12 protein-coding genes are annotated in these 13,282 nt (G+C 67.5%); 5 read left to right on the top strand and 7 right to left on the bottom strand.

The features are described 5' to 3' along the window. Nucleotides 1–23 precede the first annotated feature (23 nt). Nucleotides 24–320 carry an H-NS histone family protein gene (locus ACVMK0_RS02860; protein ID WP_250959655.1) on the bottom strand — a complete coding sequence of 99 codons (297 nt, stop codon included), beginning with the start codon at nt 318–320 and terminating at the stop codon, nt 24–26. Nucleotides 321–368: 48 nt separating this feature from the next. Beyond that, nucleotides 369–1,379, bottom strand: a complete 1,011-nt coding sequence (locus ACVMK0_RS02855; protein WP_476464234.1) for an RluA family pseudouridine synthase — start codon at nt 1,377–1,379, stop codon at nt 369–371. A 518-nt stretch (nt 1,380–1,897) separates the two neighbouring features. On the opposite strand from ACVMK0_RS02855, the gene ACVMK0_RS02850 reads away from it, so the two are divergent. The 4 genes from ACVMK0_RS02850 (at nt 1,898) to ACVMK0_RS02835 (ending at nt 7,638) form a co-directional block, all read left to right on the top strand. Continuing rightward, on the top strand, nt 1,898–4,999 hold the full coding sequence (locus tag ACVMK0_RS02850; protein WP_476464233.1) for an Rne/Rng family ribonuclease: 3,102 nt from the start codon (nt 1,898–1,900) through the stop codon (nt 4,997–4,999). Nucleotides 5,000–5,106: 107 nt separating this feature from the next. Further along, complete coding sequence (locus ACVMK0_RS02845) at nt 5,107–5,652, top strand: bacteriohemerythrin (protein ID WP_476464232.1); 546 nt, start codon at nt 5,107–5,109, stop codon at nt 5,650–5,652. Between the two features lie 5 nt (nt 5,653–5,657). Then, nucleotides 5,658–6,350, top strand: a complete 693-nt coding sequence (locus tag ACVMK0_RS02840; protein WP_045534823.1) for a VC0807 family protein — start codon at nt 5,658–5,660, stop codon at nt 6,348–6,350. 133 nt (nt 6,351–6,483) lie between these two features. Next, nucleotides 6,484–7,638 (top strand): alpha-hydroxy acid oxidase, encoded by a 1,155-nt coding sequence (locus ACVMK0_RS02835; RefSeq protein WP_476464231.1) that lies wholly within the window; start codon nt 6,484–6,486, stop codon nt 7,636–7,638. A 6-nt stretch (nt 7,639–7,644) separates the two neighbouring features. Here the strand turns inward: ACVMK0_RS02835 and soxZ are convergent, their stop codons facing one another. The 5 genes from soxZ to ACVMK0_RS02810 all read right to left on the bottom strand — a co-directional run bounded on the left by soxZ (nt 7,645) and on the right by ACVMK0_RS02810 (nt 11,392). Further along, entirely contained in the window at nt 7,645–7,959 is a 315-nt protein-coding gene (gene soxZ / locus ACVMK0_RS02830; protein ID WP_476464230.1) for a thiosulfate oxidation carrier complex protein SoxZ, read from the bottom strand. A gap of 78 nt (nt 7,960–8,037) precedes the next feature. Then, on the bottom strand, nt 8,038–8,490 hold the full coding sequence (soxY, locus tag ACVMK0_RS02825; RefSeq protein ID WP_045534818.1) for a thiosulfate oxidation carrier protein SoxY: 453 nt from the start codon (nt 8,488–8,490) through the stop codon (nt 8,038–8,040). A gap of 150 nt (nt 8,491–8,640) precedes the next feature. Beyond that, nucleotides 8,641–9,345, bottom strand: coding sequence for a lipoprotein-releasing ABC transporter ATP-binding protein LolD (gene lolD, locus ACVMK0_RS02820; RefSeq protein WP_476464229.1), 705 nt, complete (start codon nt 9,343–9,345; stop codon nt 8,641–8,643). Beyond that, nucleotides 9,338–10,588, bottom strand: coding sequence for a lipoprotein-releasing ABC transporter permease subunit (locus ACVMK0_RS02815; protein ID WP_476464228.1), 1,251 nt, complete (start codon nt 10,586–10,588; stop codon nt 9,338–9,340). The genes lolD and ACVMK0_RS02815 overlap by 8 nt, the downstream gene beginning before the upstream one ends. A 144-nt stretch (nt 10,589–10,732) precedes the next feature. After that, nucleotides 10,733–11,392 carry a class I SAM-dependent methyltransferase gene (locus ACVMK0_RS02810; RefSeq protein ID WP_476464227.1) on the bottom strand — a complete coding sequence of 220 codons (660 nt, stop codon included), beginning with the start codon at nt 11,390–11,392 and terminating at the stop codon, nt 10,733–10,735. Between the two features lie 149 nt (nt 11,393–11,541). On the opposite strand from ACVMK0_RS02810, the gene recJ reads away from it, so the two are divergent. Next, nucleotides 11,542–13,278, top strand: a complete 1,737-nt coding sequence (gene recJ / locus ACVMK0_RS02805; RefSeq protein WP_476464226.1) for a single-stranded-DNA-specific exonuclease RecJ — start codon at nt 11,542–11,544, stop codon at nt 13,276–13,278. The last annotated feature ends 4 nt before the right edge of the window (nt 13,279–13,282 follow it).

Below are 13,282 nucleotides of genomic sequence, written 5' to 3'. Positions count from 1 at the left end.
ACGCCGCTTACGCGGCGGGGCACTCAAATGCGGTAGTTTTCGATGTTTTTGCCTTCGGCCTGCAGGGCCCGCACCCACTCGGGCTTGCGCCCTGGACCGCCAGACCAGGTTTCGCCGTTGGGGCCTTTGAATTTGGCCGGGGCTTTGGCGCGGGCACCGGCCTTGCGCACTGCGGCACCCAAGTCTTCGAGCGTAATGCCGTGCTCTTTCATGGTGGCCTTGATACCCAAAATGACATTGGTCAATTCCTGCTTGCGCACCTGCTCGGCTTGCAGCAGCAGGGCTTCGGCCTGGGCTTTGAGTTCGGCGTAAGTGGCCATATCGAGATTCCTTTAAATGAAGGGTGGTAGCAGAAGGCCCGATTGTAATCACAAAAAACGCTGGCAATCGGCCCAATGCAACAAATCGGGGGGCAATGGCGCCTGCAGTTGCACTTCCTGCCCCAACACAGGGTGCGCGAAGCGCAATTTCCAGGCGTGCAGAAACATGCGCTTGCCACCCAGTTTTTGCAAGACACGATTCCAATCAAAATCGCCGTATTTGTCGTCACCGGCAATCGGATGCCCAGCATGCGCCAAATGCACCCGAATCTGGTGCGTGCGCCCGGTTTTAATGGTCACAGCCAGCAGCGTGGCCACTTGTGCGGCACCGCTTTCGCTGGCGCCAGCCAACGTGAGTTGCCCCAACACCTGCACCAGACTGATCGCGCGCATGCCTTGCGGATCGTGCGCATCGGTGACGCGCACCCGGCGTTCGCCATCGGGCAGCAAATATTTATGCAAGGGCCAGTCGAGCACTTTGAGCCGGGCTGGCCATGGGCCTTTGACCAGCGCCAGGTAGCTTTTGCCCATGCTGCGCTGGCGCAACTGCTCTTGCAACAGGCGCAGCACGCTGCGTTTTTTGGCCACCAGCAAAATTCCGCTGGTATCGCGGTCTAGGCGGTGCACCAGCTCCAGCAGCGGCGCTTGCGGGCGTGCGCGGCGCAGCTGCTCGATCACGCCAAACGACACCCCGCTGCCCCCGTGCACGGCCACCCCGGCGGGCTTGTCGATGGCCAGCAGGGCGTCGTCTTCGTAGAGCACGGGAAACTCGCGCGCTGGCACCGCAGCCATCCCCGCTTGATCGGGCGCCGACTGTGCGGACGCGGCCAAGCGCAAGGGCGGGATGCGCAGCACATCGCCGGCGACCACGCGGCTGTCGGCCTGCACCCGGCCCTTGTTGCGCCGCACCTCGCCCGAGCGGATGAGGCGGTAGATCAGGCTTTTGGGCGCCCCTTTGAGCTCGCGCAGCAGGTAGTTGTCGAGCCGCTGGCCGTCGGATTCGGCATCGACCACGAGCAGGCGCACGGCGGGGCTGGGATTGTTTATAATGGTTGCCACCTGAGTCGATGGGTGAGTGTGGGACAAGCCTTTGAGCAAGCCTCTTTGAGCCAACCCTTAAGGCAGCCTTGAATTTTAAGGCACCACCACCCCCGGCTCGGTAACAAGTCGCCAGCCCTGCCCTTTCGTGCCGCCCCGCATAGGCTGCAGCAAAGCCGCCCACAGCGGCCGCACGAACCGCAGGATGGGTCAGCACAAACGAAGCGAACCCGATACGGAATACCCCAAACATGCAGCCCGCGCCCTAGCGCCGCAGGCTGCATGCGGACCAAAGTGAAACCAAAGCCCCACTGGCATACGCTGTGACAGCCCACCACTGGCCCCCTTTGCTCACCGCCCTCCACGCGCCCATGCCTGGGCAGGTTTGAGGCTGCGCGGCTGCGCTCCAGCAGCCGATTGCGCAGCCCCCGCTTGCGCCCGGGATCTCCGGCAATTCCTCCTCGTTCGCTCGCCGCACGCTGGCCGCTGGCCGTGCGCCCCGTTTTGGGGCATGGTGTGTGCAAGCTAGAGGAAATTTTATGAAACGCATGTTGATCAACGCCACGCAAGCCGAAGAGCGGCGCCTGGCCATTGTGGATGGGCAAAAACTGCTCGACTACGAAATTGAAATCGAAGGGCGCGAGCAGCGCAAAGGCAATATTTACAAGGCGGTGGTCACGCGCGTCGAGCCCTCGCTCGAAGCCTGCTTTGTGGACTATGGCGAAGAACGCCAAGGTTTTCTGCCCTTCAAGGAAATTGGGCGCCAATACTTCCAGGGCAACACCGCGCCGGCGCAAGCGCGCATCCAGGACGTGATCAAAGAGGGCCAGGAACTGCTGGTGCAGATCGAAAAAGAGGAGCGCGGCAACAAAGGGGCGGCGCTCACCACCTTCGTTAGCCTCGCCGGGCGCTACGTGGTGCTGATGCCCAACAACCCGCGCGGCGGCGGTGTGAGCCGGCGCATCGAAGGCGACGAACGGGCCGAACTCAAAGCGGTGCTGGACCAACTCGACTACCCGGGCGGCATGAGCATCATCGCGCGCACCGCCGGCATTGGGCGCGAGGCGGGCGAATTGCAATGGGATTTGAACTACCTGCTCAAGCTCTGGAACGCCATCGACGGCGCCGCCAAAGCCGGCAAGGGCGCGTTCCTGATTTACCAAGAATCGAGCCTGGTGATTCGCGCCATCCGCGACTATTTCAACACCCAGATCGGTGAGATCCTGATCGACACCGACGACATCTACGAACAGGCGCACCAGTTCATGAGCCACGTGATGCCCGAGCAGGGGCATCGGGTGAAACGCTACCGCGACGACGCGCCGCTGTTTTCGCGCTTCCAGATCGAGCACCAGATCGAAACAGCCTACAGCCGCACGGTGCAACTGCCCAGCGGCGGCGCGATCGTCATCGACCAGACCGAGGCGCTGGTGGCAGTCGATGTGAACTCGGCCCGCTCCATCAAGGGCGGCGACATCGAGGAAACCGCGCTGCGCACCAACCTCGAAGCCGCCGACGAAGTGGCGCGCCAAGCGCGGCTGCGCGATTTGGGCGGCCTGCTGGTGATCGACTTCATCGACATGGAAGAATCGCGCAACCGGCGCGAAGTGGAAAACCGCCTGCGCGACGCACTGCGCCAAGACCGCGCCCGGGTGCAGTTCAGCGCCATCAGCAAGTTTGGCCTGCTCGAAATGAGCCGCCAGCGCCTGCGCCCCACCTTGGCCGAAGGCGCCTCGATCCCCTGCCCGCGCTGCGGTGGCTCGGGCCACATCCGCGACACCGAGAGCTCGGCGCTGCAGATCCTGCGCGTGATCCAAGAAGAATCGCTCAAAGACGGCACCGCCGCCGTGTTCGTTCAGGTGCCGGTCGAGGTGGCGAGCTTTTTGCTCAACGAAAAGCGCACCGAGATCACCAAGATCGAACTGCGCCAGCGCATCAACGTGCTGCTGGTGCCCAACAAATCGCTCGACACGCCGCACTACAAGCTCGAGCGCCTCAAGCACGACGACCCGCGCCTCGACAAGCTCGACGCCAGCTACCGGCTGGCCGAGGAGATCGACGACGTGGCCACCGTGACCCGGCGCAGCCACGAGCGCGCCAACAAGCAAGAGCCGCTGATCAAGGGCGTGCTGCCCGACGGCCCGGCCCCGCAAGTGGCGGCCAAGGCCAGCCCAGGCGCTGGCGCAACCGGTGCGGCTGCGGTGGTGCCTCAGGCACCCACTGCGACACCAACCACCGCAGCCAGCGCGGGCGCAGCTGCGCACGGCGTGCCGGCCGCCGCCTCGAGCGGCTTCATGACGTGGTTCAAGCGCTTGCTGGGCTTGGCACCGGCACCCGAGGCTGCGCCTGCAGCAGCACCGGCTGCCACGCGCGCCGCAACGGCCGGCCCTGCTGCCACCAAGGCCGAGTCGCCACGCGGTCCACGCGGCGGCAGCGGCCGCGGTCGTGGCGGAGAACGCGGTGAACGCAGCGAGCGCGGGGAGCGTGTTGAACGCAGCAACCGCGCCGAAGGCGCTGCCGAAGCCGGTGCACGCACGGGCGAAGGCCGCCGCGGCGAGCGCAGCGATCGCCCCAGCCGCAACGAAGGGCGTACCGAAGGCCGCATCGAGGGCACAACAGAAGGCCGCACCGAGCGCGGTGGCGCACGCACCGAGGCCGGCGAACGGCCAGAGCGCAGCGAAAGCCGCCGCCCCGGTCGCCCAGAGCGCGGCGAGCGGCCCGAGCGCGAAGGGCGCCCAGAAAACACCAGCACCGAAGCCCAGCTGCCCAGCGCCGCTGGTGATGCAGAAGGCCAAGCCAGCACCAGCGCACCCGCCGACCACGCGCGGCGCGAGCGCAGCCGGGGCGGACGCGGCGAGGGCCGACGCAGCGCCGCCGCAGCCGATGCCAGCGCAGCCTTTGCTGACCCAAGCGACGCCGACACCAGCGCCCAGCCGGCCTTGGCCGATGGCGCTGTAGCCCAAGAAAACGGCTCCAGCCAGCCAGCGGGCGAACGCGAGAACGAGGGCACGGGTGGGCGCCGCCGCAGCCGCGACCGCTTCGGCCGCGACCGGCGCGAACGCGCCGCCAGCACGGAAGGCACCGAGGGCAGCGAGGGCAACGCCGACAGCCCAGAGCGCGCCGCAGCCTTGGCCAGCACAGCAGCCGCCGCAGCCAGTGCCGCCAGCGCAGCCGCCGAGCCCAGCGAGCACGAGGACGCCGCACCGGCACGCTCGTACTTCAACCGAGCCAGCAGCCAGCCCGTGCCTGCCGCACCTGCCTCCAGCCCCACTGCCGCTCTGAACGCAACGGCAAAGGCTGATGCAGCGACGGCGCAGCAGGCCGATGCAGCAAGCAACCAAAGCCAGACCCCGACAGCGGCCACCGTGCCTGCAGCACCAGCCCCGGCTCCGGCCGCAGCCAGCGCCCCCTTCACGCTGCCGCTGCCAGAGCTCGAGGCGCTGGCCGCCCAAGCCGGCCTGCAGTGGGTGCAGTCCGACCCGGCCCGCATCGAGCAGGCCCGCGCCGCCAGCGCCGCTCTGGTGCCGGCGCCACAGCTGCCGCGCCAGCCCAAACCGGTGCAACTGCCCGACGACGGCCCGCTGGTGCTGGTCGAAACCCGCCGCGACCTGCGCCAACTGGTGCTGCCACACGAAGGGTGAGGGTTACCCCCACGCTTGGCGCTTTCTGAACTTAATCCGGCTGCAGGACTCAGGCATTTGATGCGAATCAAGGCCTGAGTCACCCGCTGGCGCTATCCTGTAAAGCTATGAACACCGCCACCCTCGAGCCCACCACCAGCCCAGCAGCAGCCCCCAGCGCCCCAGTGCGCGAGTTTCCGCCCGTGCCCGATCTGCAGTGGTCCGAGGCGCTGCAAACGGGCGACGCGCGCATGGACGCCACGCACCAAGAGATGGTGGACATGCTGGCGCGCCTGCGCGCCCTGCCGCCTGAGCAGCAGCTCGAACCCTACCGCGCACTGCTCGCGCACACCACCGAGCACTTCGCCCAAGAAGACCGCTGGATGCTGGCCAGCGGCTTCACCGCCGACAACTGCCACAGCCTGCAGCACAAAAGCGTGCTCGACACCCTCATCGCCGTCGAAGCGCACTTCCACCAAGGCGACCGCAGCATCATCACCCGCATGGCCGAGGCGCTGGTCGAGTGGCTGCCCCTGCACGCGCAGAGCATGGACGCCGGGCTGGCGCAGCACCTGCAAGCGCTGCAATTCGACACCCAAACCGAAACCCTGCCCGACCCCTCCCGGGTGCGCCCGGCGAGCATGAGCGGTTGCGGCAGCATCAGCTGCAGCTAAGCCCCATGACCGAGCGCAAACCCACCAGCCCCCTGACCGAGGTCCTGATCGCGGTCATCGTGCCGTCGATCATCCTGATGCAGCTCAGCGGCCCCGAAGACCTCGGCCCCGTCAACGCGCTGCTGCTGGCGCTGGCTTTTCCGCTTGGTTGGGGCGCGCGCGACCTGTGGCTGCAAAGCCGCATCAACCCCTTTGCCGTGCTGGGCTTGGTCAGCATCGGGCTCACCGGCGGCATCGGGCTGCTCGAGCTCGACGCCTTTTGGCTGGCCGTGAAAGAGGCCGCCATCCCGGGCCTGATCGGTTTGGTGGTCATCGGCTCCACCTGGACCCGCTACCCGCTCATCCGCACCGTGCTCTACCACCCGCGGCTGATCGATGTCGAGCGCGTGCAGGCGCAGTTGCAGCTGCGCGGTGCCCAAGCCGAATTTGAAGCCCGCCTGCTGCGCGCCACCTGGATGCTGGGCGCCACCTTCTTCTTTTCGGCCACCATGAACTTCATTCTGGCGCGCTGGATCGTGGTCAGCCCGGCCGGCACCACCGCCTTCAACGAAGAGCTCGGGCGCCTTACGCTCCTGAGCTACCCCATGATCGCCATCCCGGCCACGCTGATGATGCTGCTCGTGCTCTACTACATCGGGCGCGCCATCCACCAGCTCACCGGGCTCAAGCTGACCGAGTGCCTGCACACGGCGCAGTAAGCCACCCAAGTAAGCCCTCCAGCGCGACAGCAGCGCCATATTTCACGCCCCAGCAGCCGCTTTTCAATCGCCTAGGGCGGCCTTTGCTGCCCCCGGGCGCTACCATGCGGGATCACTCACAGGAGACCCGCCCATGACCGTCATCACCTGCGTCGAAGACCTGCGCCGCTTGGCCCAAAAGCGCGTGCCACGCATGTTTTACGACTACGCCGACAGCGGCTCGTGGACCGAAAGCACCTACCGCGCCAACGAGGCCGACTTCGTGCCCATCAAGCTGCGCCAGCGCGTGGCGGTCAACATGGAGGGCCGCAGCACCCGCAGCACCCTGATCGGCCAGGAGGTGGCGATGCCGGTCGCGCTCGCCCCCACCGGCCTGACCGGCATGCAGCACGCCGACGGCGAAATCCTCGCCGCCCGCGCCGCGCGCGCCTTCGGCGTGCCGTTCACGCTCTCGACCATGAGCATCTGCTCGATCGAAGACGTGGCCGAGCACGCCGGGCCTGGTTTCTGGTTTCAGCTCTACGTGATGCGCGACCGCGACTTCATCGAGCGCCTGATCGACCGCGCCAAGGCCGCCGGCTGCTCGGCGCTGGTGCTCACGCTGGATTTGCAAATTCTGGGCCAGCGCCACAAAGACCTCAAAAACGGCCTCTCGGCCCCGCCCAAACCCACCGTGGCCAGCGTGCTCGACCTGCTCAGCAAACCGCGCTGGTGTCTGGGCATGGCGGGCACCAAACGGCGCCAATTTGGCAACATCGTCGGCCACGTCAAGGGCGTGAGCGATATGTCGCAGCTCAGCGCCTGGACGGCGCAGCAGTTTGACCCCGGCCTGAGCTGGGCCGACGTCGAGTGGGTGAAGCAGCGCTGGGGCGGCAAACTGATCCTCAAGGGCATACAAGACGAAGCCGATGCCCGGCTGGCGGTGCAATCGGGGGCCGACGCGCTGATCGTGAGCAACCACGGCGGGCGCCAGCTCGACGGCGCCGAGAGCAGCATCCACGCCCTGCCCAAGATCGTGGCGGCCGTGGGCTCGCAGATCGAGGTGCATATGGACGGCGGCATCCGCAGCGGTCAAGACGTGCTCAAAGCGCGCGCATTGGGCGCCCGTGGCACCTACATCGGCCGCGCCTTCCTCTATGGCTTGGGTGCCCAAGGCCAAGCCGGTGTGAGCAAGGTGTTGGAGCTGATCCAAAAAGAGCTGGAAATCAGCATGGCCTTCACCGGCCACACCGCCATCGACACCGTGGACCGCTCCATTCTGCTGCCCGGCACCTACCCGGTGGCTTGAGCCGGTTTAGGCGATCACGGCTTCGTCGGTGCGCGTGCCGCCGCGGTTGTCGGTCCAGCGCACCGCCACCCGGTCGCCCTTGGCGGCGCCCCGGAAGCGAAACGTAAGCAAGGGGTTTTGCGCCACCGCCGTGCCCCACTGCGCGCTGAGCACGGCGCGCCCATTGTGGGTGGCCTCTACGAGGGTGATGTAGTGCGAGGGGATCGGGGCACCGTCGGCGTTGCGGCGCACGCCGGTTTCCATCGGGTGTTCCATGAGCACGCGCACGGTGGTCAGGCCGGCTTCTTCGGTGGCACGGATGCGCATCGGTCTGGTGGACATGGTTGCTGGCTCCTAAGGCTGCAAGGGTGTGGCGCGGGTGTGTCTGGGTGGGGCGTGGGCTTTGTGCGGGCTTTGCGATCAGGCGCCGCAGCCGCCCAAGGTCACCCGCGTGCTCTTGGTGGCCGAAAACAGCTGCCCATTGGAGCGCACCACGGCCACGATGTTGCTGCTTTGGCCCATGCGGATGCGGATCTGCACCTCGGGCTCGGTGCCCGGCGCAAGGGTGAACGCAGCCAGCAGCGGAAACGGGTTGTCCTCCACCAAAATGAACAATTCGGTGACGCCGGGCAAGATGCTGGAAACACCCACCGGCACCAAAGCGCCGTTTTCGGCGATATCGGGCGAGGTGACGCGGATTTGGTTGCTCGGGGCTGGCACGCCGCCCACGGCCCGCAGGGCGTCTTGCAGGGTGCGCGCCTCAAAGCCCGGCCGACCCGCGGCGTGGGCTTGCTGGGCGGTGACGATGCCCAGCGCGACCAAAGACGCCAAGGCGCCACCGGTCTTGATTGCAGTGCGACGATTCGCTTTCACGGCTTCATCTTTCTGAATAAAGAACCTAGATTTTATATTCGATTCAAAATATCCGACTGAGTTCAGTGGATTGCCATCGCTACGCCACAGGGTTCTGGCGGCTTGAGCGCAAGACAGCGGTAGTGCAGCTGGGCAACGGTAGCGCAGGCTCTACGCTGGGCCCAGCGGCTGCAAACGCCCACCCTGCATTTGCAGCACCCGGTCGCAGCGCCGCGCCAGCTCGGGGTCGTGGGTCACGACCACAAAGGCCGTGCCCTGCTGGCGCGCCAGCTCGAGCATGAGCTCGAACACCGTACCGGCGCTGGTGCGGTCTAGGTTGCCGGTGGGTTCGTCGGCCAGCACGCACGCCGGCTTGGTCACCAACGCGCGCGCCAAGGCCACGCGCTGGCGCTCGCCGCCCGAGAGCTCGGCTGGGCGGTGCTGGGTGCGCTCGGCCAGCCCCACCCGCGCAAGCCAGTGCGCGGCCTGCTCGGCCGCTTGCGCACGCGGCTCGCGCCGAATCCACAGCGGCATGGCGACGTTGTCGAGCGCCGAAAACTCGGGCAGCAAGTGGTGGAATTGATAGACAAACCCCAGATGGCGGTTGCGCAACTGCCCTTGCTGCGCCGGCCCCAACTGGTGCAGCGGCTGGCCGCAGAGCTGCACCGCGCCGCTGCTGGGCGCATCGAGCCCGCCGAGCAGGTGCAGCAGCGTGCTCTTGCCGCAGCCCGAGGCGCCGACGATAGCCAGCGTCTGGCCGGCGCAGACTTGCAGATCGACGCCTTGCAGCACGGTGAGGTCGATCGGCCCTTCGCGAAAGCGCTTGACCAGCCCCTGCGCGGCCAGCACCACGGGCGTTTGGGCTTGCTCACTCATAGCGCAGCGCCTCGGCGGGGTTGACGCGGCTGGCGCGCCAGCTCGGGTAAATGGTGGCCAAAAAAGCCAGCAGCAGCGCGATCAGCACGATCGGCACGATGTCGGCGGCGCGCGGGTCGCTAGGCAAGGTGGTGATGAGGTAAATCTCGGGTGGCAGCAGGGTAAAGCCGAGCAGGCGCTCGAGCCCCGCCATCAGGGTATCGACGTTGAACGCCACCCCCAGCCCGAGCAGCAGCCCGAGCGCGGTGCCGATCAGGCCGGCCAGCGCCCCCTGCACCATGAAGGTGGCCATGATGCTGCCCGGGCTCGCCCCCAGGGTGCGCAAAATGGCGATGTCGGCGCGCTTGTCGGTCACGGTCATCACCAATGTCGAGACGAGGTTGAACGCCGCCACCGCGACGATCAGCGTCAGGATGATGAACATCATGCGTTTTTCCAGTTGCACGGCGGCAAACCAGGTGCGGTTGACGCGCGTCCAGTCGCGGATGAACAGGTCGCCGCTGAGCGTGGCCGCCAGTTGCAGGGCCACTTCGGGGGCTTGGTGCAGATCGCGGATTTTGAGCCGCACCCCGGTGGGGCCTTCGAGGCGAAACAGCCGCGCCGCGTCTTGGTAGTGCAGATACGCCAGGGTGGAGTCGAACTCGTGGTGACCCGAATCGAACAGGCCCGACACCGTGAGCTGGCGCATGCGCGGCATCACCCCCGCCGGCGTGAGCTGGCCGCTGGGCACGATCAGCGTCACCGCATCGCCCAGCCCCACGCCCAGGTTGCGCGCCAGCGCCGCCCCCAGCACCACGCCAAAGGCACCCGGCTGCAGCTGCGCCAGCGCCTGCTGCTCGGCCGCCAGTTCGGTCACCTCGGGCTCGAGCACCGGGTCGATGCCCCGAATCTGCGCGCCGCGCATGGTGTCGCCCCACGCCAGCAAGCCCTGCGCGGCGATGAAGGGCGCGGCGCCGATAACCTCGGGGTGCGCGCGCACTTGGCTCAAGGTCAGATCCAGGTGCGGGATGGCTTGCTCGCCAGGCGCGAACACCTCGACGTGCGCCAGCACGCCCAGCATGCGGTCGCGGACCTCGGTCTGAAAGCCGTTCATCACGCTGAGCACGATGATCAAGGCCGCCACGCCCAGCGCGATGCCCAACATCGACACGCCGCTGATGAAGGAGATGAAACCGTTGCGCCGGCTGGAGCGGCCAGCGCGGGTGTAACGCCAGCCGAGCCGGAGTTCGTAGGGAAGCTGCATGAAGTCGAGAGCGGGTCCGGGCCGGCCGCCCTGGGCGGGAACGAAGCGGGGGGGATGAAAACAGGCTATGTTAGCGCAAAGCGCTGCCGCTGGTGCAAATTGGCTGCCGCCCCCCGCTGTGGCTCCGGCTGCTACTGCGCCCGCTCAACGCGCCGCCTGCGGCGTGTAGCGCCACACCGAGGCCGGCGGAAAGTTGGCCGGCGTCCAGGCTTCGCGCTTGCCCTGCAGGCCCAGCTTGTGCGCCGACAGCGGCGAGGTGACGCAGTACGAGTAATGCAGAAAGCCGCGCCCGGGGGCCACGGCCTCGATGGCGTCGATCAGCCCCTGCTGGCGCTCGAGTGGCAGCAACACCATGGGGATGCCGCAGACCACGCTGCCGATGCGCCCCAGCGCTTGCAGGCCGAGCAACTGCGGCAGGCTCCAGGCGTCGCCGCAGATCACCGTGACCCCGGGGTAGGTTCGGCGCAGCACCTCGGCCATTTCGGGCACGATTTCCACCACAATCAAGCGCTCGGGGCCGACGCCGCCACGGATCATGGCCGCCGTGATGGCCCCGGTGCCGGCGCCCAGCTCGAGCACCATGCCGTCGGGGCCGCGGTGCACCGCTGCGGCCACCAAGCTGCCAAGCGCGTCCGACGAGGGCACAATGGAGCCCATTTGCAGCGGATTGGCCAGCCAGCGCTTGAAAAACACCCACGCCCGACCGGCCGCCGTGCTGGCATGGCTGCTGTGGGGCAGCGCTGTGCTCGGGCCAGAGGCGGCGGTATGATCGGCGCTGGTGGCGCGGGCGCGTATGGGTTGCATGGGGTTTGAGCCTTGATGTAAAACAGCAATCAACGATCAGCCAGCGGCTGAAGCTTTATCGATGCTAGCGCTGCTGTGTGAAAGACATTTGACGCTTGCATGGCAAAACCGTGGCATGGCGCCCTCCCCTCCTCTATTTGGCCCCAAGCTTGAAAATCACCCTGCGCGACGCCCCGCCTCGAGCCATCTGGGCGCTCGAACAAGCCGGCATCCACCCCTTGCTGGCGCGCCTATACGCTGGCCGCGGCGTGCGCTCCCCCGACGAACTCGACGACCAGTTGGCCCTGCTGCCGCCACCCGAGCAGATGCGCGGCTGCACCGACGCCGCGCGACTGCTGGCCCATGCCTTGCAAACGGGCGAGCGCATCTGCATCGTGGCCGATTACGACTGCGACGGCGCCAGCGCTTGCGCGCTGGCCCTGCGCGGCTTGCGCCTGCTGGGCCAACCGCTGGGCTGGAGCCGCGCCGACTACTTGGTGCCCGACCGCGTGCAAGACGGCTATGGCCTGACGCCCGCCATCGCCACGCGCGTGCACGCCAGTGGGGCCGACGTGCTGGTGACGGTGGACAACGGCATCGCCAGCGTCGAAGGCGTGGCGCACGCGCGCGCCCTGGGCCTGCAAGTGCTGATCACCGACCACCACCTGCCCGCCGTGATCGGCGGCAGCGTGGCGCTGCCCCAAGACTGCGTCATCGTCAACCCCAACCAGCCCGACTGCGGCTTCGAGAGCAAGGCGCTGGCCGGGGTCGGGGTGATGTTTTATGTGCTGCTGGCGCTGCGCGCCGAGCTGCGCGCGCGCGGTTTGTTTGGCGCCAGCAACCAGCCGCGCCTCGACCCGCTGCTGCCGCTGGTGGCGCTGGGCACGGTGGCCGACGTGGTGCGGCTCGACGCCCTCAACCGGCGCTTGGTGGCGCAGGGCCTCAAGCGCATCCGCAACGGGCAGATGCCCGCCGGTCTGGCGGCGCTGTTTGAGGTCGCCGGCCGGCGCAGCGCCTTGGCCAGCAGCTTCGACCTCGGCTTCGCCCTCGGGCCGCGCATCAATGCCGCCGGCCGCTTGAGCGACATGCGGCTGGGCATCGAATGCCTGAGCTGCGACGACCCGGCGCGCGCAGCCGAGCTGGCGCAAACGCTCGACGCCATCAACCGCCAGCGCAAAAGCCTAGAGGGCGAGATGCGCGAGCAGGCGCTGCAACTGGCCGAAGAACGCTGCACCACCCACACCGCCACCCCGCCGGCTTTGTGCCTGTACGACAGCGCCTTTCACGAAGGCGTGATCGGCATCGTGGCGGCGCGGCTCAAAGACAAGCTGCACCGTCCCACCTTCGTGTTTGCGCCCAGCCAGGCCGCCGACCAGTCGGGCACGCTCAAGGGTTCAGGGCGCTCGATCGTGGGTTTTCACTTGCGCGACGCACTCGATTTGATCGCCAAGCGCCACCCCGGCGTGCTGCTGCGCTTTGGTGGCCACGCTGCCGCGGCCGGCTGCACCATTGCCGCCGATCAGCTGCCCACCTTTGCCGCCGCCTTCGAGCAGATCGGCAGCGAATGGCTCGACGCCGCCACCCTGCAGCAGCGCCTCGAGACCGACGGCGCGCTCGAGCCCCAGTACCGCCGCCTGGACTTGTGCGACTCGCTGCAGCAGCAGGTTTGGGGCCAGGGCTTTGCCCCGCCGCTGTTTTGCGAAGAGCTCGAGGTGCTGTCGCAACGCCTGCTGGGGCAAAAACACCTCGCGCTCAAGCTGCGCCACGGCGGCGAGCCGGTCGATGGCATCTGGTTTGGCCGCACCGAAACGCTGCCTGCGCGCGCCCGGCTGGCCTACCGGCTAGACGCCGACGAGTGGCAAGGACGGCGCCGCCTGCGTTTTTTGATCGAAGCCGCCGAGACGTAATGGG

It is taken from the genome of Serpentinimonas sp. SSL01, from assembly GCF_056323735.1.
Note: the sequence above shows the minus strand (reverse complement) of the source record. Positions and strands in the feature narration are given on the sequence as shown.